The sequence below is a fragment of the Bradyrhizobium sp. BRP56 genome, assembly GCF_020194035.1.
In the GTDB taxonomy this organism is placed as follows: Bacteria; Pseudomonadota; Alphaproteobacteria; order Rhizobiales; family Xanthobacteraceae; genus Bradyrhizobium; species Bradyrhizobium australafricanum.
In genome coordinates this window covers 114,497-136,922 of the sequence record NZ_JADYVV010000015.1, presented here as the reverse complement: position 1 = coordinate 136,922, position 22,426 = coordinate 114,497, and the positions used below count along the sequence as shown (strand labels likewise).

Below are 22,426 nucleotides of genomic sequence, written 5' to 3'. Positions count from 1 at the left end.
TCACGTCGTTTCCGGGGCGCCGGTGTGGCAATAACCCCGTCTGGCCAGCGGCTTGGCTCAGCGCTGGCAGGTGATGGCGACGAATTCGCCGCAGCCGTTGCCGTTACATTTTTCATTTGCGGCGTGCGGAACCGCGCCGGTGATCTCGTCGGGATCGACGCGGCGGTAGTTGGTGGCCTGCGCAAAATCGCGTGACCGGCAATAGGCGCGGGCGGCGGAGGCACCGCAGCGATCGCCGCGGGCGAGGCACTGGTCGATGCCGTAGCCGTCGGCCTGGTTGGCGACGATGAAGACGCGGCTGTCGGCCAGCGCGGCCGAGGAAACAAGGAAGGACGGAGCAAGAAAGAGCGTGCAGGCAATCAATGCTGAAACAGGCCGCATGGTGCACCAGTGAAAATGGCAGGGAATCCGCAAGCGACCGGATACGCCCAAAGCCTTAATAATGATTAACCATGAGGGCGTTGACGTGCTTTCGGTGCGGGGCGGGTGTCAAACCGCCCGAAAACAGCCCCTTGACGCAATAATGGGGCCGTGAGACATGGTGGAACCATGAACGGCCACCTCGCCATCTGCAGCATTTGCCGCGAGATTATGAGCTAGCGATTCGCTGGCTGAGGCCGTCTTTTCTCAACACATGAGAGCATTGGACCGCCCGGCCGCAAGGGAACGGTTTCCATGGATTTGCGCCTCTACGATACGTTGACACGGGAGAAGCGGCCGTTTGTGCCGCTCGATGCCGACAACGTCCGCATGTATGCCTGCGGACCGACGGTCTACGACTTCGCCCACATCGGCAACGGCCGCGCCGCCATCGTTTTCGACGTGCTGTTTCGCGTGCTGCGCCATCGCTATGGCGCCGATCACGTGACCTATGTCCGCAACGTCACCGACGTCGACGACAAGATCAACGTCCGCGCCGCGCGGGATTATCCCGGCGTGCCGCTGAACGAGGCGATCCGCAAGGTCACCGAGCTGACCTATCAGCAGTATCAGGACGACGTCACCGCGCTCGGCTGCTTGCCGCCGACCGTGCAGCCGCGCGCCACCGAGCATATCCCGGAGATGCGCGCAATCATCGAGAAGCTGGTCGCCGGTGGCTTTGCCTATGTCGCCGAGGATCACGTGCTGTTCTCGCCGCAGGCGATGAACGCGGCCAATTCGATGCTGCCGCGTTACGGCGCGCTGTCGAAGCGTTCGCTCGACGAGATGATCGCCGGCGCCCGGGTCGATGTCGCACCCTACAAGCGCGACAACACCGACTTCGTGCTGTGGAAGCCGTCGAAGCCGGGCGAGCCGTCATGGCCGTCGCCCGCCGGCATCGGGGTCGAGGGCCGGCCCGGCTGGCACATCGAGTGCTCGGCAATGGCCTGGAAGCATCTCGGCGAGAGGTTCGACATCCATGGCGGCGGCATCGACCTGGTGTTCCCGCACCATGAGAACGAGCTCGCGCAGACCTGCTGCGCGTTCCACTCCGACCGCATGGCCAATGTCTGGATGCACAACGGCTTCCTGCAGATCGAAAGCGAGAAGATGTCGAAGTCGCTCGGCAACTTCTTCACGATCCGCGATCTGTTGGCCGATTGGCCCGGCGAGGTGCTGCGGCTTGCCATGCTGAAGACGCATTATCGTTCGCCGCTCGACTGGACCGCCAAGGCCACCGAGGAGGCCGCGAAGACACTCGACGACTGGTACGCGGTCGCGGCCGACGCCGATCCCGGCGCGCCGTCGCCGGCGATGGTCGAGGCGCTCTACGACGACCTCAATACGGCGCAGGCGATGGCCGTGCTGCACGGCCTGCGCGGTGCTGCGTCGAGCAGCGAACAGAGCCGCAGGGAGTTTGCCGGCTCGCTCCGGCTGCTCGGCTTCCTGTCGGAGAGCGCGGCCGCGTGGGAGGCCCGCAAGCAGCAGGTGAGCGGTGTCGATGCCGCCGCGGTGGAAGCACTGATCACCGAGCGCACCGCGGCGCGGGCCCGCAAGGACTTCAAGGAGTCGGATCGGATCCGCGATCAGCTCGCCGCGATGGGCGTGGCGATCAAGGACGGAAAGGATGCCGAAGGAAAGCCGATCACCACCTGGGAGGTCGCGCGATGAGCCGCTCCGCGCCCGCCTTGCGCCCGTATCTGCCCGACGACGCGCCGCTGCTGGCGGCGATCTTCGCGGCCTCGATCATGGACCTGACCGGCGACGACTACAGCGAGGCGCAGCAGGAAGCCTGGGCGATGGCCGCCGACGACGAGGCGGCCTTCGGCAAGAAGCTCGCCGGCCAGCTCACGCTGATCGCGACGGTGCAGGGCGCCCCGGTCGGTTTCGCCTCGCTGAAGGGCGCCGATCTCATCGACATGCTCTATGTGCATCCGAGCGCGGTCGGGCAGGGTGTCGGCAGCGCGCTGTGCGATGCGCTTGAGAAGATCGCGAGTGCCCGCGGCACCAAGACCCTGAAGGTCGATGCCAGCGACACCGCGCTGGAATTCTTCCGCAAGCGCGGCTACGTCGCTCAGCAGCGCAACTCTGTCACTATCAACGACGAGTGGCTCGCCAACACCACGATGCAGAAGCAGCTCGATGGTGTCGCGACCCCGGGAGGCCACGCGTGAGCCGCGAGCGCCTCTATCTGTTCGACACCACGCTGCGCGACGGCGCGCAGACCAATGGCGTCGACTTCACCCTGCAGGACAAGCAGGTGATATCAGGCATGCTCGACGCGCTCGGCATCGACTATGTCGAGGGCGGCTATCCCGGCGCCAATCCGACCGACACCGAGTTCTTCAGCAAGAAGCCTGCGTTCGACCACGCACGCTTCACCGCCTTCGGCATGACGCGGCGGCCGGGCCGCTCGGCGTCGAACGATCCCGGGCTTGCCGGCATCCTCGAGGCCAAGGCGGACGCGATCTGCTTCGTCGCGAAATCCTCCGCCTACCAGGTCCGCGTCGCGCTCGAGACCACGAATGAGGAGAACCTCGCCTCGATCCGCGATAGCGTCGCGGCCGCGAAGGCGCTCGGCCGCGAGGTGATGGTCGACTGCGAGCATTTCTTCGACGGCTACAAGGAGAACCGCGACTACGCGCTCGCCTGCGCCAAGGCGGCCTATCAGGCCGGCGCCCGCTGGGTGGTGCTGTGCGACACCAATGGCGGCACCATGCCGCATGAGATCGAGACCATCGTCGGCGAAGTCATCAAGCAGGTGCCCGGCGCACATCTCGGCATCCACGCCCATAACGACACCGAGCAGGCGGTGGCGAATTCGCTCGCCGCGGTGCGGGCCGGCGCGCGGCAGATCCAGGGCACGCTCAACGGCCTCGGCGAGCGCTGCGGCAACGCCAACCTCTGCTCACTAATCCCGACCTTGAAGCTGAAGCAGGAGTTTGCCGACAAGTTCGAGATCGGCGTCACCACGGAGAAGCTGGCGACGCTGGTGAAGGTATCGCGCACGCTCGACGACATGCTGAACCGCGCGCCCAACCGCCATGCGGCCTATGTCGGCGAAAGCGCATTCGTCACCAAGACCGGCATCCATGCCTCGGCTGTCATGAAGGATCCGCAGACCTATGAGCACGTGCTGCCGGATTCCGTCGGCAATCACCGCAAGGTGCTGGTGTCCGATCAGGCCGGCCGCTCCAACGTGATGGCCGAGCTCGACCGTGCCGGCATCGCCTATGACAAGAGCGATCCGCGGCTGACGCGGCTGGTCGAGGAATTGAAGGAGCGCGAGGCCGCGGGCTTCGCCTATGAGTCCGCGAACGCGTCGTTCGATCTGCTGGCACGGCGCACCCTCGGCAAGGTGCCGGAATATTTCAAGGTCGAGCAGTTCGACGTCAATGTCGAGCAGCGCTACAACGCTAACGGCCAGCGGGTCACCGTGGCGCTCGCGGTGGTGAAGGTCGATGTCGACGGCGAGCGGCTGATCTCGGCCGCCGAAGGCAACGGCCCGGTCAACGCGCTCGACGTCGCGCTCCGCAAGGACCTCGGCAAGTACCAGAAATATATCGACGGCCTGAAGCTGATCGACTACCGCGTGCGTATCCTCAATGGCGGCACCGAGGCGGTCACGCGCGTCTTGATCGAGAGCGAGGACGAGACCGGCGAGAGCTGGACCACGGTCGGCGTCTCGCCCAACATCATCGACGCCTCGTTCCAGGCGCTGATGGATTCGGTGTTCTACAAGCTGGTGAGGTCAGGCGCGCAGGCGTGAGACTGTAGCCCGGATGAGCGAAGCGATATCCGGGGGCGTCTCGATCGGTTTCCCCGGATGTCGCTTCGCTCATCCGGGCTACAAGTCCGGGAGGAGGGCCCATGATCGACCACGTCTCCGTCGGTGTCCGCGATCTGGAACGGGCCGCGCGGTTCTACGAGCCGACGCTGGCCGCGCTTGGCCTGAGCCGCCTCGTCACGCGGCCGGCGACGATCGGCTTCGGCAAGGCCTATCCCGAATTCTGGATCAATCTGCGCGCCATGATGGCGCAGGTGCCGCATGAGAGCGGCACCCATATCTGCCTGCGCGCGAAGACCACCGCCGAGGTCGATGCCTTCCACGCCGCCGCGCTGGCGTCCGGCGGCCTCTCCGATGGTCCTCCGGGCCTGCGCCCGCACGACCGCGTTCGCTACTATGCGGCCTTCGTCCTCGATCCCGACGGCAACCGCATCGAGGCCGTGACGTTTCCGAGCGAGTAGTAAGGATTTCAGGCTAGCACTTGTCTCGACCCGTCATCCTGAGGAGCGCGTAGCGCGTCTCGAAGGATGCACGGCCACCAGCGGGGCCGTCGTGCTTCGAGACGGCCGCTCCGCGGCCTCCTCAGCATGACGGTCATGGAGCCGAAAGTGCGGCGAACAGTTACAGCCGCCGCGCCACTTCGGGCGCGAGTTCCTTCGCGGCCTCGGGCATGCGTGCCACCGCCGAACGCAGCCGCGGCAGGATCTCATCGACGCGGTCGGCCATCAGCACGTTGATTGGCAGCGTCGGGCGGATGAACTCGGTCATGCGCATGTGGTTCAAAAGCGAGAGCAGGGGCTCCCAGAAATTGTCGATGTTGGCGAGCAGGATCGGCTTGTGGTGACGGCCGAGCTGCTGCCAGGTCAATTGCTCGACCAACTCCTCCAGCGTGCCGATGCCGCCGGGCAGCGCGACGAACGCATCCGAGCGCTCGAACATCAGGCGCTTGCGCTCATGCATGTCGGGCGTGACGATCATCTCCTGAACCGAGGTCAGCGCGTTCTCGCGCGCGCGCAGGAATTCGGGAATGATGCCGGTGACGGAGCCGCCGTGGTCGAGCGTGGATTTCGCAACCGCGCCCATCAGGCCGATCGAGCCGCCGCCATAGACCAGGCGAACGTTGCTTTCGGCAAAGCTCTTGCCGAGTGCGACGGCAGCTTCAACGAAACGGGGATTGTTACCGGGGCCGGAGCCGCAATAAACACAGACAGTCTTGATTTGGTTCATACGTTCCTTGTGGCACTGCAGCGTAAACAGGGTCAAGACTCCCATATGGGGATGGAGAGCCAAAAAATCCCGTAAATTCCCGCGAATCGCGAACAATTTTCGTCATAAGCCTGTACGCCGCGTTCAAACGATCTATATGACGGGCACAATGGCAAACCGTGGAAAAGATGTGGCGGCGGACCGCCGCGCCGTGACCGCGCGGGCGGGCGCCTGATGGTGCCGCCGCAACAGAGTGTGACCGGCGCCGCACAGCCCACGGCCACGTCGCCTGCCGCCGAGAAGGGGACGCTGCTCGGCACCCTCGTTCATCTCTGGCCCTATATCTGGCCCGGCGATCGCGCCGATTTGAAGACGCGCGTGATCTGGTCGGTGGTGCTGCTGCTGTTCGCCAAGCTTGCCACGCTGTCGGTGCCGTTCACCTTCAAATGGGCGATCGATGCGCTGAACGGCACCGGCTCGGCGCCGGTTGCGGCCTCGAACTGGGTGGTCTGGCTGATCGCCTCGCCGGTGCTGATGACGATCAGCTACGGCGCGGTGCGCATCATCATGGCGGTGCTGACGCAGTGGCGCGACGGCATCTTCGCCCGCGTCGCGATGCATGCGGTACGGCGGCTCGCCTACATCACTTTCGTGCACATGCACGAGCTGTCGCTGCGCTTCCATCTCGAGCGCAAGACCGGCGGCCTGACGCGCGTCCTCGAGCGCGGCCGCTCCGGCATCGAGACCATCGTGCGGATGGTGATCCTGCAGCTGATCCCGACCATCGTCGAGGTCGCGCTGCTGGCGGCGGTGCTGCTCTGGCAGTTCGATTGGCGCTACGTGCTCGCGGTGCTGCTCACGGTCGTCGTGTTCATGTACTTCACCTATATCGCGACCGAGTGGCGGATCGAGATCCGCCGCAGGATGAACGATTCCGACACCGAGGCGAACACCAAGGCGATCGACTCGCTGCTCAACTACGAGACGGTGAAATATTTCGGCGCCGAGGAGCGCGAGGCGCGGCGCTACGATCGCTCGATGGAGCGCTACGAGCAGGCCAGCGTGAAGACTTATACCTCGCTCGCGGTGCTCAACACCGGGCAGGCGATCATCTTCACCGCGGGGCTGACCGCGACCATGCTGATGTGCGCGTTCGGCATCCGCAACGGCACCCACACCGTCGGCGATTTCGTGCTGATCAATTCGATGATGATCCAGCTGTACCAGCCGCTGAATTTCATGGGCATGGTCTATCGCGAGATCAAGCAGGCGATCATCGACATCGAGAAGATGTTCGACGTGCTGGCGCGCGATCCCGAGGTGAGGGACATTCCGGGAGCCAAGCCGCTCGCGGTGTCGTCCGGCAGCGTGCGGTTCGAGGATGTCCGCTTCTCCTACGAGGCGGACCGGCCGATCCTCAAGGGCCTGAGCTTCGAGGTGCCGGCCGGCAAGACGGTTGCGATCGTCGGTCCCTCCGGCGCCGGCAAGTCGACGATCTCGCGGCTGCTGTTCCGCCTCTACGACGTCTCGAGCGGCCGCATCCTGATCGACGGCCAGGACATCAAGACCGTGACGCAGGCCTCGCTGCGCTCGGCGATCGGCATGGTGCCGCAGGACACCGTGCTGTTCAACGACACCATCCGCTACAACATCCGCTATGGCCGCTGGGACGCCGGCGACGACGAGGTAGAGGAGGCGGCGCGCCTCGCGCAGATCGACGGCTTCATCCGGATGTCGCCGCAGGGCTATGAGACGCAGGTCGGCGAGCGCGGTCTGAAACTCTCCGGCGGCGAGAAGCAGCGCGTTGCGATCGCGCGCACGGTGCTGAAGGCGCCGCCGATCCTGGTGCTGGATGAGGCGACCTCCGCGCTCGACAGTCACACCGAGCACGAGATCCAGGGCGCGCTGGAGCGGGTCTCGCGCAACCGCACCTCGCTGGTGATCGCGCACCGGCTGTCGACCATCGTCGGCGCCGACGAGATCATTGTGCTGGACCAGGGCCGGATCGCCGAGCGCGGCACCCACGCGCGGCTTTTGGCTGCCGACGGCCTCTATGCCAGCATGTGGAACCGGCAACGCGAGGCCGAGGAGGCCCGCGAACGGCTGGCCCAGGTCGATGATGACGGCACCGCGCCGAATCGGCTGCCGCCGGTGGTCACCGAATCGTCGGAGGATTCCACCCTTGATGCGGGTGAGAAACCCTTGCCGACCGCCGCGGAATAGTCGATTTAGGGCCTCTCCCGCCAAATGGGGCGGGGAAACGCAAGCGAGCTCTGATGTCGATCGCCAATTCCATCCGGGCGCAGATCCCGCCGATCCACCCCGAGGGCTATCCCTTCATTGGCGGCTTCGCTCTGGCGAGCCTGATCCTGTTCTGGATTTGGACCCCGCTGGGCTGGATCGGGACGCTGCTGACCGTCTGGTGCGCGCTGTTCTTCCGCGATCCGGTCCGGGTGACGCCGCTGCGCGACGGCATCGTGGTATCGCCGGCCGACGGCCGCGTCTCGATGGTGGTGCAGGCGCTGCCGCCGGCCGAGCTCGGGCTCGGCGACAAGCCGCTGCCGCGCGTCTCGGTGTTCATGAGCGTGTTCAACTGCCATGTGAACCGCAGCCCGGTGGTCGGCCGCATCGACCGCATCGCCTACCGGCCCGGCGCCTTCATCAATGCCGAGCTCGACAAGGCGAGCGAGGACAATGAGCGCAATTCGCTCGTCATCTCGACCTCCAACGGGCGCATCGGCGTGGTCCAGATCGCGGGCCTCGTGGCGCGGCGCATCGTCTGCTTCGTCAAGGAAGGCCAGTCGATCGGCGCCGGCGAGCGCTTCGGCCTGATCCGCTTCGGCTCGCGGCTCGACGTCTATCTGCCCGAGGGCACCAAGGCGCTGGTCTCGGAGGGGCAGACCGCGGTTGCCGGCGAGACGATTCTGGCGGATTTCCGCAACGCCGATCCGGGCCGGACTTACCGCGCCGATTAACTCTGTTTCGCCAGCCCCGTCAGCCGGTTCCCGCCACAATGGCGGAGCCGGGCGGCGCTTGCTATATTCATCAGGCCATGACGCCATTCGATCCGAATTCCACCGAGTATCGCCGTCGCCGGTTCCGCCCGATCCCGGTGCGGATGCTGGTGCCGAACATGATCACGCTGCTGGCGATCTGCGCCGGGCTGACCGCGATCCGGCTGTCGACGGAAGGGCGGATGGAGCTTGCGGTCGCCGCGATCGTGTTCGCCGCGATCCTTGACGGCATCGACGGCCGCGTCGCGCGCATGATCAAGGGCCAGTCGAAATTCGGCGCCGAGCTCGACAGCCTCGCCGACTTCGTCAATTTCGGCGTCGCGCCGGGCCTGATCCTGTATTTCTGGCAGCTGCATGAATTGAACAATGGCGGCTGGATCGCCGCGATGGTGTTCGCGATCTCCGGCGGCCTGCGGCTTGCGCGCTTCAATGCCTCGATCGACGATCCGAACAAGCCGGCGTTTGCCGCCAACTATTTCACTGGCGTGCCGGCGCCGGCCGGTGCGATCACCGTGCTGCTGCCGATCTATCTCGCCTTCCTCGGCGTGCCGATGCCGCCGGCGACGCTGACGGCGTTCTACACGCTGTTGATCGCCTTCCTGATGGTGTCGCGGTTGCCGGTGTTCTCCGGCAAGACCGTGAAAATGCGCGTGCCGCCGGAAATGGTGCTGCCGGTGTTCGTGTCGGTGGTGTTCTTCGTCGCGCTGCTGATCGGCTATCCCTGGCACATCCTGTCGGCCGGCTCGGTGCTCTATCTGATCAGCTTGCCCTGGGGCTGGAAGTCCTATCGCGACCAGGAGCGCCAGCTTGCTGCGCAGACGCAAGCTGCGGGCGCGCCGGTGGCGGCCGCTGCTGCTCCCTATGCAACGCCGGTCACGGAGAGCGATCGCGACGATCGTCCGACGCATCTGCACTGAGGCTTCTGCCTATCCCGTCATCCTGAGGGCGCGTAGCGCGTCTCGAAGGATGGACGGCCACCAGCGGGGCCGTCGACCCTTCGAGGGCCGCTGAAGAAGCGGCCACCTCCAGCGACAACGGCTACGCCGTTGCGCGGGGGTGACGGTAATAAAGTTTGTTCGCACTTGCCAAATATCAGCCATGAGCGTGCCTCGGTTGGGTTCGCCTGCGATCTCGGCTATAGGCTGAGACGGCCCAGCGAACGCCAAAAATCAGGAGAGAAACGCCGTGACGACATCCGCTTCCGCCCCGCTTCCTGCTTCCGTCCTTGAAGCGTTGGCGCGCTACGACACGCCGACGATTTGCAACGCGATGGAGATCGTCGCGCCGGAGCGCCGTCTGATCGGCTACACCGTGAAGCCGCTGGTCTGCCCGTTCCCGACGCTGCCGCCGATGGTCGGCTACGCCCGCACCACGACGATCCGCTCGGTGCTGAAATCCGGCCTCTCGGCCGAGGAGCAGTCGAAGCGCCGCATCGAGTATTACGAATATGTCGGCACCGGCTTCGGCCCGCGCATCTCTGTGATCCAGGACATCGACGGTCCGGACGTCGGCTACGGCGCGTTCTGGGGCGAGGTGCAGAGCAACGTGCACAAGGCGCTCGGCTGCCTCGGCGTCATCACCGACGGCTCGATCCGCGACATTCCGCAATGGGCGCCGGGCTTCCAGGCGCTGGCCGGCTCGATCGGCCCGTCGCACGCCTGGGTGCATGCGGAGAGCTTCGGCGGCGAGGTCCGCGTCGCCGGCATGACGGTGCGCTCCGACGATCTGATCCACGCCGACAGCCACGGCGCCATCGTGATCCCCTATGAGGTCGCGGCGAAGCTGCCCGAGGCCGCCGAACTCTGCGGCCGCCGCGAGACCCCGATCCTGGACATCGCGCGCAGCAAGGATTTTTCGCTCGAGAAGCTCAAGGATGCGCTGAAGCGTTCGGCGGAAATCCACTGAGGCAGCACGCGCTGTCGATTTGCAGAACGGCGGGCCGAAGGGCCCGCCGTTTTGCTTTCAGTGTCAGGCCGGAGCCACCTTCGCGATCTCGTTCGCTCCGCGCACCGTCATGTCGATGGCGACATAGAAGATCACGGCGAGGCCGACATAGGCGATCCAGCGGTGGTTCTGCAGCAGCCGCGCGATGAAGGAGGCCGCCGCGCCCATCATCGCGATCGAGAGCGCGAGGCCGAACACCAGCACGATCGGCTGCTCGCGCGCCGCACCCGCGACCGCCAGCACGTTGTCGAGCGACATCGAGACGTCGGCAACGATGATCTGCGTGGTGGCCTGCCACAGCGTCTTGCGCTGGCCCTTTGCGCCATCGGCGTGTTCGGCCGCGATCTCGTGCGCGTCGGCGCGCAGCTCGCGCCACATCTTCCAGCACACCCACAACAGCAGGATGCCGCCGGCCAGCAGCAGGCCGACGATCTGCATCAGCTGCGTGGTGACCAGGGCGAACATGATGCGCAGCAGTGTCGCGGCACCGATGCCGATCAGGATCGCCTTGCCGCGCTGCTTCTCCGGCAGGCCGGCCGCGGCAAGGCCGATCACGACGGCATTGTCGCCGGCCAGCACGAGGTCGATGACGACGACTTGCAGCAATGCGCTGAGGGCGTCGAGTGAAAACAATTCGGGCGAAAATAGTTCGGACATGGTCGCATTCCCCTTGAGGTCGGGGAGCGGACCCTTTCGACGAAACCGGCTCTTGCCGTCATGCGGACGGCAAATCCACCGCGACACTTATCGCGTCACGGGTCGAAGCAGGGCCACTCCAACTGAGTTCCAGTCCGACATCGCAGCTTGTGGCTGCCAGAGGGGCCCGGCCTGGGATTACGGTCGTGACACCGGACGCATTGCTGCTTCTTCCTCGAAGAACAGCGCCGCCTGATCCGGTTCGCCGAGGATCGCCGCTGCGCACCCCATGAAGGTGAACGCGCCGGCAAAATCCCACAGCGTGAGGTTCGCCACGGTTGAGCGCGCGTGGATCACGCGCGCCGCAATCGCAGCAATGGCTGCCTGGACGAACAACAACAGGCTGAGCACGGGCAGCACGAGTGCGGGCTCAACCAGACGGAGCGTCAGGACGATCGGCAGCGCGGTCAGCGCGCCGAACAACAGCAGCATGCCGAACGGCTCCAGAGAGGGAGTCTTTCGCAGCATCGTGTCTGGAATGATCGAGGACATTCCGGTCCTTTACCGATCCTGACTTGTCGTTCACGTCGAGGATATCAGAACGCAATCTCCCTGACGCGCGACGCGGCGCCGCGCGACAAGATGTACGTATGCGGTTCCGGAGAAGGCCCGAGACCCTGGGGGTGATCTTGGACGCCATTTTGGCGCCGCCGGCGCGGTGGCATGCCATGGCAAAGTCCGCGCGGCGCCTTTATCTTTGCTGACAGCGCTGGGTGAACGATCGAAAGGCAATTTCGATGGATATGGCAGGCAAGACGGTGCTGATCACCGGTTCCACCGACGGCGTCGGCCGCTACGTCGCGATGAAGCTGGCGTCGGCTGGCGCCCGGGTCCTGATCCACGGCCGCGATACCAAGCGGGCGCAGACGCTCGCCGACGAGATCAAGCGCCTCAGCGGCCGCGAGCCGATGTTCTACCAGGCCGATCTGTCCTCGCTCGCCGAGGTCCGCGAGTTCGCCCAGCTGGTGCTCGACGACCAGGAACGCCTTGATGTGTTCGTCAGCAACGCGGGCATCGGTTCGCAAAACGAGGGGCCGGCGCGGCAGACCAGCAAGGACGGCCACGAGCTGCGCTTCGCGGTCAACTATCTCGCCGGCTTCCTGCTCGCGCATCTGTTGCTGCCGCGGCTCAAGGCGAGCACGCCGGCGCGCATCGTCAATGTCGCGTCGCTCGGCCAGCACCCGATCGATTTCGGTGACGTGATGATCACGAAGAACTACAGCGGTGCGCGCGCCTATGCGCAGAGCAAGCTGTCGCAGATCATGTTCACCATCGACCTGGCCGCGGAGCTCGAAGGCTCCGGCGTGACCGTCAACTCGCTGCACCCTGCGACCTACATGAACACCACGATGGTGCGCGCCAGCGGCGCGACGCCGATCTCGACCGTCGAGCAGGGCGGTGATGCCATCCTGCGTCTCGTCCAAGATGACGATGTGGCAGGCCGGAGCGGGCTGTTCTTCGACGGCAAGCGCGAGGCGCGCGCCCATGCCCAGGCCTATGACGCCGAGGCGCGCAAGCGGCTCAAGGCGTTGAGCCTTACGCTCACCGGGCTGCGGGCTTCCTGATACGCCGTGCCGTTGGCGCGCCCTGCATACGGTCTTGGACGCGACCTTGAGCGCGGATCGCCTCGAACAGGCGCTTGCATGCGGCCGGAACGCCGCGATCCGGCACCGTTGCAATGCCGAGCAAGAGACCCGGCTGCGCGCGCTTCGGTGAGAAATACCAGGGCGAGAGCGGGGCGGGCGCCAGCCCGTGCGCGAGCAGTGCCCGGACGATCTCGACATCGGCGGTCTTGTCCGGCAGCGTCAGCATGACGGCGAGGCCGGCAACCCGCACATCGTTGCTCCAGCTCCGTAGCGCCGTCGTCAGCGCCTCGCGGTTGTCGCAATAGGCCCGTTTGGTTCGCCTGAGATGGCGGATGTAGTGACCGTCGCGCATGAACTCGGCGGTCGACAGCTGCACCGCCGGGCCGGGAGCAGGGACCAGGCACGTCGCGACATCGGCGAACTGCGCCGCCAACGGCTCCGGCGCAACCAGGAAGCCGAGGCGAAGCGTCGGCGAGATCGTCTTGCTGAAGGAGCCGAGATGGATCACCCGGCCGGCGCGATCGAGCGAGGCAAGCGCCGGCGCGGCACGGCCATCGAGCTGCAACTCGCCGAGATAGTCGTCCTCGATGATGAAGGCTCCGGTTTGGGCCGCCCAGTCGAGCAGCTGCGCGCGACGTTGCGGCGACAGCGGCGGGCCGAGCGGCGCCTGCTGGCCCGGCGTCACGACCGCGAGTGCCCCGTCGGGGGCGTGCTTGAGACCGTGCTCGACATCGATGCCGTTGGCATCGACAGGGATCGGGACGACCTCCAGCCGCGCGAGCTCGAGGCCCTTTCGCGTCAATGGAAATCCCGGGTCTTCCATCCACACGCGGCGGCCTTCGAGGCCGAGCACGCGCAGCGCGAGGCCGAGGCCGCCGCTGAATCCCGAGGTGATGACGATTTGCGCGGGCGAGCATTCGAGCCCGCGCGCGATCGCGAGATGCGCCGCGATCTCGCGCCTCAATTCGAGCTCGCCGCGCGGATCGATCGTGCGCGTCACCGCGCTCAATTCCGCCCGGACGGCGCGCGCGCGGATTCGCGCCAGCAGCTTGGCGGGGAGGCTATCCTGCGCGGGGACGCCCATCCGGAAGTGTCCCTGACCGCTCAGATCGCGAAACATCTCCACGACCGAGCCGGGAGCGACCGGCGCATCGGGCTTGGCGGCCTTCCTGGGCCGCCTCGCGACGGTGGTGCCGCCCGCCTTCGACGACACGATGTGCTGGGCGTCCGACAGCTTGTCGTAGGCCGCCCGCACCGTGCCGCGCGCAACGCCGAGCTGCGCGGCAAGGTCGAGCCACGATGGCAGTCGGGCGCCCGGCACCAGCACGCCGTTGTCGATCGCGGCCGCGATCGCCTTGCGGATCTGCTCGGAGAGCGGCGTCCTGGCCGACCGGTCGAGCGCGATGGGAAGCGGGTTGGGCATGGCTCGTGGTACACCAATTCGGTTCATTCTTGGTGCTTCTTTTTGGCCATGCGTGCCCGCATCTATCCGGTAGCAATGGAGGCACGAGATGAAGACCTTGATGACGACGCTGCTGGCCTTCGCGGCGCTTGCGACCCCGGCGATGGCGCAATCGGTGACGCCGAAGTTCGAGCATATGATCACGAACATTCCCGGCAAGTCGCTGATCGCGGTCGAGGTCAACTTCCCGCCCGGCGAGCCGTCGGCGCCGCATTATCACGCCAAATCGGCGTTTCTCTATGTCTACGTGCTCCAGGGCGCGATCGAGAGCCAGCTGGAAGGCGAGGTCGCGCATGTCTATCGGGCCGGCGACAGCTTCTTCGAGCCGCCCGGCGCGCATCACGTGCTCGGGCGCAACGCCAGCGCGACCGAACCGGCGAAGCTGCTTGCGGTGTTCGTCGTCGACAGCAACGACAAGGCGCTGACTGTGTTCGACAAGGAAGGACACAAGCAATGAGCATGCGGATCGATTACAACAAGGTCGCCCCCGCGGGCATCAAGGCGCTCGGTGGCGTCTATGGCTACATCACGCAAAGCGGCCTTTCCGCGCAGCTCGTCGAACTGGTCTATCTGCGGATATCGCAAATCAACGGCTGCGCCTATTGCCTGGACTCGCATACCCGCAGCCTGCTGAAGATGGGCGTCAAGGTCGAGAAGCTTGCGGTGCTGCAGGTCTGGCGCGAGGCCGAGGCGCTGTTCGACGCCGAGGAGCGCGCCGCGCTGGCCTGGGCCGAAACCGTCACCCGCGTGGCCGAGACCGCGATCCCGGATGCCGATTACCAGGTGGCCCGCGAGGTGTTCAACGAGAAGCAGCTGGTCGACCTGACCATCGCGATCGGCCTGATGAACACCTACAACCGGATCGCAATCGGCTTCCGCAACCCGCCGCAGGCTGTGGTCGAGCATTCCGCTGCGGCGGCTTGATCTTGGCAGGATGGGTCAACTCCTCGACAGGAGCAACTCATTCGTTGTGGGCCGCATGCTCAGCAGCAGGAGTGCGCCGGAGAGCAAGTACAGCGCCATGACGAAGTACATGCCATAGATGTTGTCGCCGGTGTTCCGCACGATGAACCCGGTGATCGACGGGCTTACCGCCGGACCGAGATTTCCGAGGCTGGTGACGAGGGCAAGGCCGCCGGCCGCCGCGCCTGCTGAGAGATACTCACTGGTCAATGCATAGAAGAGCGGCGGCGCTGACACAAACCCGATGACGGCGAAGGAGAGAGCCAGGATCGAACCAACAAAAGTGCCGTGGAGCAACATGAGAAAGAACAAGCCGCCGGCGGCAATCGTGACGCAGGTCGCATAGTGCCAGCGGCGCTCACGCCGCTTGTCCGAATGACGACCGATCAGGATCATGCAGACGATACCCGCAGTGTTGGCTACTGCGTGATAGACGCCGACCAGCAGCGGATCCTTTACTCCCCAGCTATGGATCAGGGTCGGCATCCAGAACACCATCGTGTAGTTGGCGCCCAGCAGACAAAAACAGGCCAGCGACAACAGGTAGACCTTCGGGTCTCGCAGCAGCTGCCGGAACGTCCCCGAGGTCGCCTTCACGATGTTCTCTTCGTCATGCTGTAAAGCATCGTCCAGCAGCGCCTTCTCCCTCTTCGAGAGCCACGCGGCCTGGAACGGCTTGTCCTTGAGCAGGTAATACACGAGAACGCCGAGGATTGGCGCGGGCAGCCCCTGGATCAGAAACAGCCATTGCCAGCCGTAAAGACCGCTGACGCCGTCGAAATACTTCAGGATCGAACCACACAGCGGACCAGCGATGAACATCACAATGGGGGGCGCCGACGCGAGGATCGCGATGACCAGCCCGCGCCTCACCGACGGGTACCAGTATGTCAAGTACAGCAGCACGCCCGGGGCGAAGCCGGCCTCAAAGACACCAAGGAAGAACCTCGCCGCATAGAACTGGAGCGGCGTCGATACGAACATCATGGCGGTCGCCGCCAATCCCCAGAGCGCCATGATCCGCAACAGAGTCTTGCGCGCGCCGATCCTTTCCAGAAGAAGATTGCTGGGCACTTCAAACAGGAAATATCCGACGAAGAAGATGCCCGCGCCGAGCCCGTAGACTGCATCATCAAACGGCAGTGTCTGCTTCATCTGAAGCTGTGCGAAGCCGATGTTGATGCGGTCGAGAAAGGCGACCATGCTGGCGGTCAGTAGCAAAGGTATAAGGCGCCAGTCGACCTTCGCGAACACGGCCTTGTACGCCGGGTTCTCCAATATCGGCGACGATGACTTGTTTGCAGCAGGCAGATGCATTCTTGTTCCTTCCAAAATATGCTCTTGCCTATGATGTCCTTCAAACCAGTCGCTGCTCCATTGCGCGCGAGTAATGGTCTGACCTCGAAAGCTCAGGTGACCTTTGCCTCGATGACGCTGAGACGCCCGGCCGGATAGGTCGCGGTGTGAGTAAAGCCGGATTCGCGAAACAGCCAGGCGTACTGCTTTTCCGTTCTTTCGAGACCGCCAGGCCCGCGAAGCATGAGCAGATCGGTCAGCGTCTGTTCCCTGTGCGCATGGCCCCTCGGATGTGCGGATGTTGCCCGGCTATGGCGCAAACGAGTTCGCCGGAGCCGCCGCCGACATCCATGAGATGAGCGAACGCACCGAAGTCGTAAGCCCCCAGGATATCCGGAATCGCCAGACGGGTCCCCTCCGTCATAGCCGCATTAAATATGCTGACCATCTCCGGATCGCGCGCCATCAGATCAAAGCTGTTTTCATGGTCGAGCAGTTGCGCGGCGGTCTTGCCGGTCATGATCGAGTCCAGCAACCCGGTCCACGATTCGGTCAGAAACTGGCCTTCAAAGATCGTCCAGTTCTTGAGGGACTGGGTTGCGGCCCCGTCAAGGCAAGCCCCCAGTTCGGTCAATGCGTATCGCTCTTCAGCGACCGTGCAAATGCCTATGGTCGAAAGCGCGGTCAGCAGGCGGCGGAGCGCCTGCTTGTTCGCACCGGTCGCCTCGACGAGTTCGCCAAGGGGCCGCGATCCATCGCGCAGGAGCTCGGCGATCCCCAGCTTCGCGGCGACGTAGATGACCGCGGTCACGCGCTGCGACTGAATAAGGTGCAGCAATCTTGCGGATGCTTGGACAGAGGCCATCGATCATTCCCCCTCATGTTGCTCGTTGGTGCCGGTCCAGCACTCCCGGGCAAACCTGCTCAGGCTCGAAAGCGGCGCGCTGCGCGGCATTGATTGGCCGATCCTGATCTCGGTGTCGGTGACGCCGGGGCCGCATCGCCGGTCCGTCCCCGCAACCGGGGAGGGGTTGAAACCTGAAATACTTAGCGCAGTATGGACGACAGAACTGATCATGGAGGCCTGCCTGGCGCTGACCGCTTTTGGTGGATCGCTGCTCGGGACGGTTTTGCTATCCCGCGCCGCAAGATGATGCTGTACAATTGCCGCCAGGTCCCGAAACCTCGCCGATATTCTGCCGATATTTTCCGAAATGGCCCAACGAGGCGTTCTTGCTTAAGTCATCGCAGCCTTCGATTGTGATCGGCGACCGGACCTTGGATCTGGCTCGCGAATTGCTGCTCGACGGGCGCGGCGACATCGTGCCGTTGCGTCCTCAAGCCTGGGCGGTGCTGCGGCTCCTCGCGCAACGCGTCGGGCGCTTGGTGCATAAGGACGAGATATTGGATGAGGTCTGGTCGGACTGCGAGGTCACGGAAGACTCGCTTGTCCAGGCCATCGGCGACATCAGGCAGGCCCTGGGAGAGGCGGGCCGATTGGCCCTGAGAACCTTGCCTCGCCGCGGCTATATGCTGGTCGTGGATGGCGAGCAGGCCGACCGCCCAGCTTCTGCCAGTGTCACGACCTCGTCGATGCCGGACAACGCCGGAAGGCCAGCGGGTTCATCTTCGATCCCACACCTGTCCATTGTTGTTCTACCATTCACAAATATTGGCGGCGATTTGGAGCAGGAATATTTCGTCGATGGCGTGACTCACAGTCTGACCACCGACCTGTCGCGCATCGCCGGCGCGTTCGTCATCGGCCGCGGCACTGCGTTCACCTTCAAGGGAAAGGCGGTGGACGTGAGGGAGATCGGTCGCGAATTGAATGTCCGTTACGCGCTGGAAGGGTCGGTGCAACGCGGCGGCAACCGCTTTCGCCTGAACGTTCAGTTGACTGACACGGAAACCGGAGCCCATGTGTGGGCCGAGCGCTTCGACAAGCCCGCTGCCGACTTGTTGGACATGCAGGATGAGATCGTATCCCGGCTCGCCAATACGTTGAACGCCGAGCTTATCAAGGCCGAAGCACGACGGGCAGAACAGTTGCCCCAGCCGGACGCGATGGATCTCTATTTTCAGGGCAGGGCTGTCCTGAATAAAGGAATAGCGCCTGCGGTTATGGCGCGAGCAAGGGATTTCTTCATGCGCGCCCTCGCGCTTGATCCCGACAATATTGAAGCAGCGGTTGCCGCGGCTCAGGTCGATTTTGCGATCGGTTCTTCCTCCATGGCCGATGACGGACCGGCATATTTCAGGGCCGCGGAGAAGGCGCTGAATGGCGTGTTGTTGCGTGCGCCCAATCACCCCCGAGCCCACATGTTGCTCGGCGCGGTTCAAATTCGGACACACCGCGCTGCAAAGGGTATCGCTGAATGTCGCCAGGCGCTGGCGCTCGATCGGAATTTGGCCGATGCGCATGGGTTCATTGGCCTCGGGAAGCACGCGCTGGGGCGTGGTGAGGAAGTCGAGGGGCATATTCAAGAGGCGTTACGACTGTCCCCTCGCGATACGCGTGCCTTTCTCTGGATCATGGTTGTCGGGATGGCCAAGTTGATGTCCTGCACCAATGCAGACCTCGAGGCGCTGGACTGGCTTCGCCGGAGCATTGAGGCTAATCCCAATTTTGCGCTCGCTCACTTTCACTTGGCTGGCGCGTTGGCCATGATGGGAGACCTCGAGGAAGCACAATCCAGTGCCAAAGCCGGACTGGCACTCGATCCCAACTTCAGCATTCGTCGATACGACGTCAATGTCGTCTTCCTGTCCGACAATCCGGTATGGCTCGCCAAGCGTAAGCGCTTTTATGAGGGAATGCGCATGGCCGGCGTGCCGGAGAGCTAGTGCCGCGTTCGATCATCTGCGTGAATGGGATAAAGCTGCGACGAGGAGCTACATTTGAGTTCCAGCAGCGGCGCGCCATACTCGCGTCTTGGTCAGCGGCGGAGCACCACTCACGAACCCGGCTTCGCCTCGACAGGCTTCTGCGCGAACTGCGGGAATGTCTCAGCGACGACAGGCCCATCCAGCCGCCATGAATAGCAGCCGCCGACGAAGAACGGCGGCTCGGTGACATCGCGCTGGTGATCGAGCGCACCGCGGCCCTGCGGGTCCTTGCCCGAGGTTGCGGTCTGGAACAGCGTCGTCACCGCCGGTCCCAGCAGCTCGGCGAGATGGGTGCAGGTTTCGAGCCTGCCGATCTTGCGACGGACCAGTTCGCGCCAGCCCTTGCCGATGCGTTCGCCGACCAGGCGCTGCAAGATACCCTCGACGTCGAGGCACGACGGGTAGGGCGTCGAGGCCATCGTGGTGCCGGTCTCGCGGATCGTAAAGCTGTCGTCGACCGCGAGCCGCAGGCGGATGTCGTGCACGGGATCATCGGGCTGTTGCAGGCCGCGATGCTTGTCCTGCCGCGCATAGGGCTTGGTGTCGACCAGCCGCGCCTCGACTTCCCACAGCCCGTCGTCACGGAGATAGCCGAGACATTCGACGGAGCGGCGGTGCATCAGGCGGCGGGGCTTGCCGTCGGTATTGGTATCGGGTGCGGACATCGGAACTCGCTGGATTGAATCTCGAACCGATCCAATCGGCCGTGCGCTCCGATGTCAACGCTCGCGGTCGAATGGCGTCATGAGAGGTCGTCATTCCGGGATGGCGCGTCAGCGCCAGACCCGGAATCTCGAGATTCCGGGTTCGATGCTTCGCATCGCCCCGGAATGACGGTGGTGACGTTGAGAGCTGTCCCTCAGCTCACCCGCCGTTCGCGGTTCTCCCAATACGGCTTTCTGAGCTCGCGCTTTAAGATCTTGCCGGCGCCGGAGAGCGGCAGCGGCGTCGCGGTGATGTCGACGCTGCGCGGGCATTTGTAGCCGGCGATCAGCGCCTTGCAGTGCTCCATCAGCTCTTCCGGCGTGGCGCTGGCGCCGCTCTTCATCACCACGACGGCGTGAACCTGCTCGCCCCAGCGTTCGCTCGGGATCCCGATCACGGCGCATTGCGCCACCGCCGCGTGCTGGGCCAGCGCGTTCTCGACCTCGGCCGAATAGACGTTCTCGCCGCCGGAGATGATCATGTCCTTGACGCGATCGACGACGTAGACGAAGCCGTCCTCGTCCATGTAGCCGCCGTCGCCGGTGTGCATCCAGCCGTCGATCACGGCGCGCGCGGTCTCCTCCGGCCGCTCCCAATAGCCCATCATCACCATGTCGCCGCGCACCGCGATCTCGCCGACGGTGCCCGTCGGCACGACCTTGTCCTCCGCATCGACGATCTTGACCTCGGCGCCAAGCGTCGCCCGGCCGGCGCCGCGGTGCCGTCCCTTGGCGCGGCCGTCGCCGATATGCTCCTTCCAGTGCAGCAAGGTCGCGATCGGCGACAGCTCGGTCATGCCGTAGGCTTGCGTGAACTCGACATGCGGCAGCGCCTTCATCGCGCGCATCAGCACGGCGTCGCTGATCACGGAGGCGCCGTAGGAGATCCGCTTCAAGGACGACAGGTCGTAGTTGCCGAGTGTCGGGTGGTCGACGAACATCTGGATCATGGTCGGCACCAGCAGCACGTCGGTGATGCGCTCCTTCTGCACCGCCGCTGCGACGCCGTCAGGCGTAAAGCCCTGGATTACGACGTTGGATCCTCCGGACAGCAGCACCGAATACATCGCCGCGCCATTGGCGAGGTGGAACATCGGCGCCGCGTGCAGGTAGATCGTGCTGCTCGGCCACAGGCCTTCGCCGAGCGCGTTGAGCGCGTTGGCCATCAGATTGCCGTGGCTCAGCATCACGCCCTTGGAGCGGCCGGTGGTGCCGCCGGTGTAGAAGATGCCGGCGAGATCGTCGCGGCTGCGCATGGCATCCGCCACCGGTTCGCTGCACGCGATCAGCGTCTCGTAATTCTCCATGCCGGTGGGCGTGTCACCCTCGTCGGCATAAACCAGCTGCAGGCTGGGGATGGCGCCTGCCAGCGCCGTGCCGACCGGCGCAAACGCCTTGTCAACGAACAGGATCGTTGCGCGGCAGTCGCGCAGTGCGTCCTCGTTCTCCAGCGGAGACCAGCGGATGTTGAGCGGCACGATCACGGCGCCGGCCCAGCCGACGGCGAGGTAGAGTTCGAGATAGCGGTCGGAGTTCAACGACAGGATCGCGACGCGGTCGCCGTCCTGGGCGCCGAGGCCGCGGATCGCGGCGGCGAGGCGGGCGACGCGTTCGCCGACCTCGCGCCAGTTGCGCCGCCGCTCACCGCAGACGACTGCGAGCCCGTTTGGATTGACCTGCAGCGCGCGCCGCAGTCCGTGTGTGATGTTCACTCGTCTCCTCCCTTGATGCGTTTCCCTTGCGAGGCGGTTTGTCCGCCTTCTCGTGCGCCGTTGTCTTGCGCGTTGATGTCATTTGCGTTGTTGTTTTGGCGATGCCTTCGGTGAGGCGGATCGCGAATTCCTCGGCGACGGCGCGTCCGCTCAGCTCGCCGCCCGGCTGGAACCAGTGGCCGATCCAGTTCAGCGAGCCGGCGATCGCGAAAGCCGCGAGCTTCGGGTCGCACGGTTTCACCGAACCGTCCGCGACGCCCTGTGCGATATAGTCGCGGAAGGCGCGGTCGATCCGCCGCTTCGCCGTCTGCACGATCTTGCGGTTGTCCTCGCTGAGGTCGCGGATGTCGAACCGGACCAGGCTCTTGCCGTAGTCCGCGGTCATCAGCTCGGCATAGCGGACGGTGAGCTTGCGCAGCTTGTCGAGCCCTGAGCCGCCGCCTGCCGAAGTCTCGGCAATGCATTCGTCGACCAGCTCATTGCCGATCGACCAGCACTCGAACAGGATCTCGTCCTTGCCGCGGAAGTAGTTGTAGAGCGCCGGCTTGGTGATGTTGAGCCGCTTGGCGACGTCGTTCAGCGTGGCACGGTGATAGCCCTGTTCGAGGAACAGGGCTACGGCCGTGCGCAGCACTGCCTCGCGCTTCTCGTCGCGGGCGCGGCGCCGGCTCTCGAACGGCAGCCAGGGCGACTCGTTGCTGGAAGAGGGGGAGTGGGCGTCCATCGCGTCGGCTGTTGTCGCATTGA

24 protein-coding genes are annotated in these 22,426 nt (G+C 64.8%); 13 read left to right on the top strand and 11 right to left on the bottom strand.

Annotated features, from left to right (window positions below; genetic code table 11):
• Window positions 1–57: 57 nt before the first annotated feature.
• Complete coding sequence (locus I6F38_RS13645; protein ID WP_225160691.1) at window positions 58–381, bottom strand: hypothetical protein; 324 nt, start codon at window positions 379–381, stop codon at window positions 58–60.
• 294 nt (window positions 382–675) lie between these two features.
• Here I6F38_RS13645 and cysS point away from each other — a divergent pair, with 294 nt between their 5' ends.
• The 4 genes from cysS to I6F38_RS13625 all read left to right on the top strand — a co-directional run bounded on the left by cysS (window position 676) and on the right by I6F38_RS13625 (window position 4,668).
• On the top strand, window positions 676–2,091 hold the full coding sequence (gene cysS, locus I6F38_RS13640; RefSeq protein WP_225160690.1) for a cysteine--tRNA ligase: 1,416 nt from the start codon (window positions 676–678) through the stop codon (window positions 2,089–2,091).
• Window positions 2,088–2,594 carry a GNAT family N-acetyltransferase gene (locus I6F38_RS13635; protein ID WP_225160689.1) on the top strand — a complete coding sequence of 169 codons (507 nt, stop codon included), beginning with the start codon at window positions 2,088–2,090 and terminating at the stop codon, window positions 2,592–2,594. Before cysS ends, I6F38_RS13635 begins: the two co-directional genes overlap by 4 nt.
• A complete protein-coding gene (gene cimA, locus I6F38_RS13630) occupies window positions 2,591–4,189 on the top strand; it encodes a citramalate synthase (RefSeq protein WP_225160688.1) in 1,599 nt (532 codons plus the stop codon). Before I6F38_RS13635 ends, cimA begins: the two co-directional genes overlap by 4 nt.
• A gap of 101 nt (window positions 4,190–4,290) precedes the next feature.
• Complete coding sequence (locus tag I6F38_RS13625) at window positions 4,291–4,668, top strand: VOC family protein (protein ID WP_225160687.1); 378 nt, start codon at window positions 4,291–4,293, stop codon at window positions 4,666–4,668.
• Between the two features lie 160 nt (window positions 4,669–4,828).
• Here the strand turns inward: I6F38_RS13625 and I6F38_RS13620 are convergent, their stop codons facing one another.
• Entirely contained in the window at window positions 4,829–5,434 is a 606-nt protein-coding gene (locus tag I6F38_RS13620; RefSeq protein ID WP_092085612.1) for a TIGR00730 family Rossman fold protein, read from the bottom strand.
• 213 nt (window positions 5,435–5,647) lie between these two features.
• Here I6F38_RS13620 and I6F38_RS13615 point away from each other — a divergent pair, with 213 nt between their 5' ends.
• The 4 genes from I6F38_RS13615 to I6F38_RS13600 all read left to right on the top strand — a co-directional run bounded on the left by I6F38_RS13615 (window position 5,648) and on the right by I6F38_RS13600 (window position 10,332).
• Entirely contained in the window at window positions 5,648–7,636 is a 1,989-nt protein-coding gene (locus I6F38_RS13615; RefSeq protein ID WP_225160686.1) for an ABC transporter ATP-binding protein/permease, read from the top strand.
• Between the two features lie 53 nt (window positions 7,637–7,689).
• Window positions 7,690–8,388, top strand: a complete 699-nt coding sequence (locus tag I6F38_RS13610) for a phosphatidylserine decarboxylase (RefSeq protein WP_016846296.1) — start codon at window positions 7,690–7,692, stop codon at window positions 8,386–8,388.
• Between the two features lie 77 nt (window positions 8,389–8,465).
• The gene (gene pssA, locus I6F38_RS13605; protein WP_092085638.1) at window positions 8,466–9,344 is read left to right on the top strand and encodes a CDP-diacylglycerol--serine O-phosphatidyltransferase; all 879 of its coding nucleotides are present in this window, start codon (window positions 8,466–8,468) and stop codon (window positions 9,342–9,344) included.
• 268 nt (window positions 9,345–9,612) lie between these two features.
• Window positions 9,613–10,332: an RraA family protein gene (locus tag I6F38_RS13600; protein WP_028344569.1), complete on the top strand. Its 720-nt coding sequence runs from the start codon at window positions 9,613–9,615 to the stop codon at window positions 10,330–10,332.
• Between the two features lie 63 nt (window positions 10,333–10,395).
• Here I6F38_RS13600 and I6F38_RS13595 read toward each other — a convergent pair whose 3' ends face one another.
• Window positions 10,396–11,028 (bottom strand): TerC family protein, encoded by a 633-nt coding sequence (locus tag I6F38_RS13595; protein ID WP_225160685.1) that lies wholly within the window; start codon window positions 11,026–11,028, stop codon window positions 10,396–10,398.
• 177 nt (window positions 11,029–11,205) lie between these two features.
• On the bottom strand, window positions 11,206–11,499 hold the full coding sequence (locus I6F38_RS13590; RefSeq protein WP_057017307.1) for a hypothetical protein: 294 nt from the start codon (window positions 11,497–11,499) through the stop codon (window positions 11,206–11,208).
• A gap of 305 nt (window positions 11,500–11,804) precedes the next feature.
• On the opposite strand from I6F38_RS13590, the gene I6F38_RS13585 reads away from it, so the two are divergent.
• Window positions 11,805–12,632 (top strand): SDR family NAD(P)-dependent oxidoreductase, encoded by an 828-nt coding sequence (locus tag I6F38_RS13585; protein WP_225160684.1) that lies wholly within the window; start codon window positions 11,805–11,807, stop codon window positions 12,630–12,632.
• On the opposite strand, the gene I6F38_RS13580 is transcribed toward I6F38_RS13585, so the two are convergent.
• Complete coding sequence (locus tag I6F38_RS13580) at window positions 12,610–14,076, bottom strand: PLP-dependent aminotransferase family protein (protein ID WP_225160683.1); 1,467 nt, start codon at window positions 14,074–14,076, stop codon at window positions 12,610–12,612. The two genes, I6F38_RS13585 and I6F38_RS13580, sit on opposite strands and share 23 nt — an antisense overlap.
• Window positions 14,077–14,164: 88 nt before the next feature.
• Between I6F38_RS13580 and I6F38_RS13575 the strand changes: the two genes are divergently transcribed.
• Entirely contained in the window at window positions 14,165–14,572 is a 408-nt protein-coding gene (locus I6F38_RS13575) for a cupin domain-containing protein (RefSeq protein WP_225160682.1), read from the top strand.
• Complete coding sequence (locus I6F38_RS13570) at window positions 14,569–15,039, top strand: carboxymuconolactone decarboxylase family protein (RefSeq protein WP_092085596.1); 471 nt, start codon at window positions 14,569–14,571, stop codon at window positions 15,037–15,039. Before I6F38_RS13575 ends, I6F38_RS13570 begins: the two co-directional genes overlap by 4 nt.
• A gap of 15 nt (window positions 15,040–15,054) precedes the next feature.
• Here the strand turns inward: I6F38_RS13570 and I6F38_RS13565 are convergent, their stop codons facing one another.
• From I6F38_RS13565 to I6F38_RS13560, 3 genes are all read right to left on the bottom strand, one after another.
• Window positions 15,055–16,395: an MFS transporter gene (locus tag I6F38_RS13565; protein WP_225160681.1), complete on the bottom strand. Its 1,341-nt coding sequence runs from the start codon at window positions 16,393–16,395 to the stop codon at window positions 15,055–15,057.
• A gap of 92 nt (window positions 16,396–16,487) precedes the next feature.
• Window positions 16,488–16,619 carry a hypothetical protein gene (locus I6F38_RS43975; RefSeq protein ID WP_276573487.1) on the bottom strand — a complete coding sequence of 44 codons (132 nt, stop codon included), beginning with the start codon at window positions 16,617–16,619 and terminating at the stop codon, window positions 16,488–16,490.
• Window positions 16,620–16,630: 11 nt separating this feature from the next.
• Window positions 16,631–17,239: an acetylserotonin O-methyltransferase gene (locus I6F38_RS13560; RefSeq protein WP_225160680.1), complete on the bottom strand. Its 609-nt coding sequence runs from the start codon at window positions 17,237–17,239 to the stop codon at window positions 16,631–16,633.
• 28 nt (window positions 17,240–17,267) lie between these two features.
• On the opposite strand from I6F38_RS13560, the gene I6F38_RS13555 reads away from it, so the two are divergent.
• Both I6F38_RS13555 and I6F38_RS13550 read left to right on the top strand, forming a co-directional pair.
• Window positions 17,268–17,528 (top strand): hypothetical protein, encoded by a 261-nt coding sequence (locus I6F38_RS13555; RefSeq protein WP_225160679.1) that lies wholly within the window; start codon window positions 17,268–17,270, stop codon window positions 17,526–17,528.
• 79 nt (window positions 17,529–17,607) lie between these two features.
• Entirely contained in the window at window positions 17,608–19,221 is a 1,614-nt protein-coding gene (locus tag I6F38_RS13550) for a winged helix-turn-helix domain-containing protein (protein WP_225160678.1), read from the top strand.
• A 110-nt stretch (window positions 19,222–19,331) separates the two neighbouring features.
• Here the strand turns inward: I6F38_RS13550 and I6F38_RS13545 are convergent, their stop codons facing one another.
• The 3 genes from I6F38_RS13545 to I6F38_RS13535 all read right to left on the bottom strand — a co-directional run bounded on the left by I6F38_RS13545 (window position 19,332) and on the right by I6F38_RS13535 (window position 22,403).
• Window positions 19,332–19,928: a DUF2889 domain-containing protein gene (locus I6F38_RS13545; protein ID WP_225160677.1), complete on the bottom strand. Its 597-nt coding sequence runs from the start codon at window positions 19,926–19,928 to the stop codon at window positions 19,332–19,334.
• 194 nt (window positions 19,929–20,122) lie between these two features.
• Window positions 20,123–21,679: a long-chain fatty acid--CoA ligase gene (locus I6F38_RS13540; RefSeq protein WP_225160676.1), complete on the bottom strand. Its 1,557-nt coding sequence runs from the start codon at window positions 21,677–21,679 to the stop codon at window positions 20,123–20,125.
• A complete protein-coding gene (locus I6F38_RS13535; protein ID WP_225160675.1) occupies window positions 21,609–22,403 on the bottom strand; it encodes a TetR/AcrR family transcriptional regulator in 795 nt (264 codons plus the stop codon). The genes I6F38_RS13540 and I6F38_RS13535 overlap by 71 nt, the downstream gene beginning before the upstream one ends.
• Window positions 22,404–22,426: the final 23 nt, after the last annotated feature.

Bases quoted from the DNA above. Each gene is read 5' to 3' on its own strand.
- I6F38_RS13645 (WP_225160691.1), bottom strand. From the start codon at position 381: ATGCGGCCTGTTTCAGCATTGATTGCCTGCACGCTCTTTCTTGCTCCG.
- cysS (WP_225160690.1), top strand. From the start codon at position 676: ATGGATTTGCGCCTCTACGATACGTTGACACGGGAGAAGCGGCCGTTT.
- I6F38_RS13635 (WP_225160689.1), top strand. From the start codon at position 2,088: ATGAGCCGCTCCGCGCCCGCCTTGCGCCCGTATCTGCCCGACGACGCG.
- I6F38_RS13625 (WP_225160687.1), top strand. From the start codon at position 4,291: ATGATCGACCACGTCTCCGTCGGTGTCCGCGATCTGGAACGGGCCGCG.
- I6F38_RS13620 (WP_092085612.1), bottom strand. From the start codon at position 5,434: ATGAACCAAATCAAGACTGTCTGTGTTTATTGCGGCTCCGGCCCCGGT.
- I6F38_RS13615 (WP_225160686.1), top strand. From the start codon at position 5,648: ATGGTGCCGCCGCAACAGAGTGTGACCGGCGCCGCACAGCCCACGGCC.
- I6F38_RS13610 (WP_016846296.1), top strand. From the start codon at position 7,690: ATGTCGATCGCCAATTCCATCCGGGCGCAGATCCCGCCGATCCACCCC.
- pssA (WP_092085638.1), top strand. From the start codon at position 8,466: ATGACGCCATTCGATCCGAATTCCACCGAGTATCGCCGTCGCCGGTTC.
- I6F38_RS13595 (WP_225160685.1), bottom strand. From the start codon at position 11,028: ATGTCCGAACTATTTTCGCCCGAATTGTTTTCACTCGACGCCCTCAGC.
- I6F38_RS13590 (WP_057017307.1), bottom strand. From the start codon at position 11,499: ATGCTGCTGTTGTTCGGCGCGCTGACCGCGCTGCCGATCGTCCTGACG.
- I6F38_RS13585 (WP_225160684.1), top strand. From the start codon at position 11,805: ATGGATATGGCAGGCAAGACGGTGCTGATCACCGGTTCCACCGACGGC.
- I6F38_RS13580 (WP_225160683.1), bottom strand. From the start codon at position 14,076: ATGCCCAACCCGCTTCCCATCGCGCTCGACCGGTCGGCCAGGACGCCG.
- I6F38_RS13575 (WP_225160682.1), top strand. From the start codon at position 14,165: ATGAAGACCTTGATGACGACGCTGCTGGCCTTCGCGGCGCTTGCGACC.
- I6F38_RS13570 (WP_092085596.1), top strand. From the start codon at position 14,569: ATGAGCATGCGGATCGATTACAACAAGGTCGCCCCCGCGGGCATCAAG.
- I6F38_RS13565 (WP_225160681.1), bottom strand. From the start codon at position 16,395: ATGCATCTGCCTGCTGCAAACAAGTCATCGTCGCCGATATTGGAGAAC.
- I6F38_RS43975 (WP_276573487.1), bottom strand. From the start codon at position 16,619: ATGCTTCGCGGGCCTGGCGGTCTCGAAAGAACGGAAAAGCAGTACGCC.
- I6F38_RS13560 (WP_225160680.1), bottom strand. From the start codon at position 17,239: ATGGCCTCTGTCCAAGCATCCGCAAGATTGCTGCACCTTATTCAGTCG.
- I6F38_RS13545 (WP_225160677.1), bottom strand. From the start codon at position 19,928: ATGTCCGCACCCGATACCAATACCGACGGCAAGCCCCGCCGCCTGATG.
- I6F38_RS13535 (WP_225160675.1), bottom strand. From the start codon at position 22,403: ATGGACGCCCACTCCCCCTCTTCCAGCAACGAGTCGCCCTGGCTGCCG.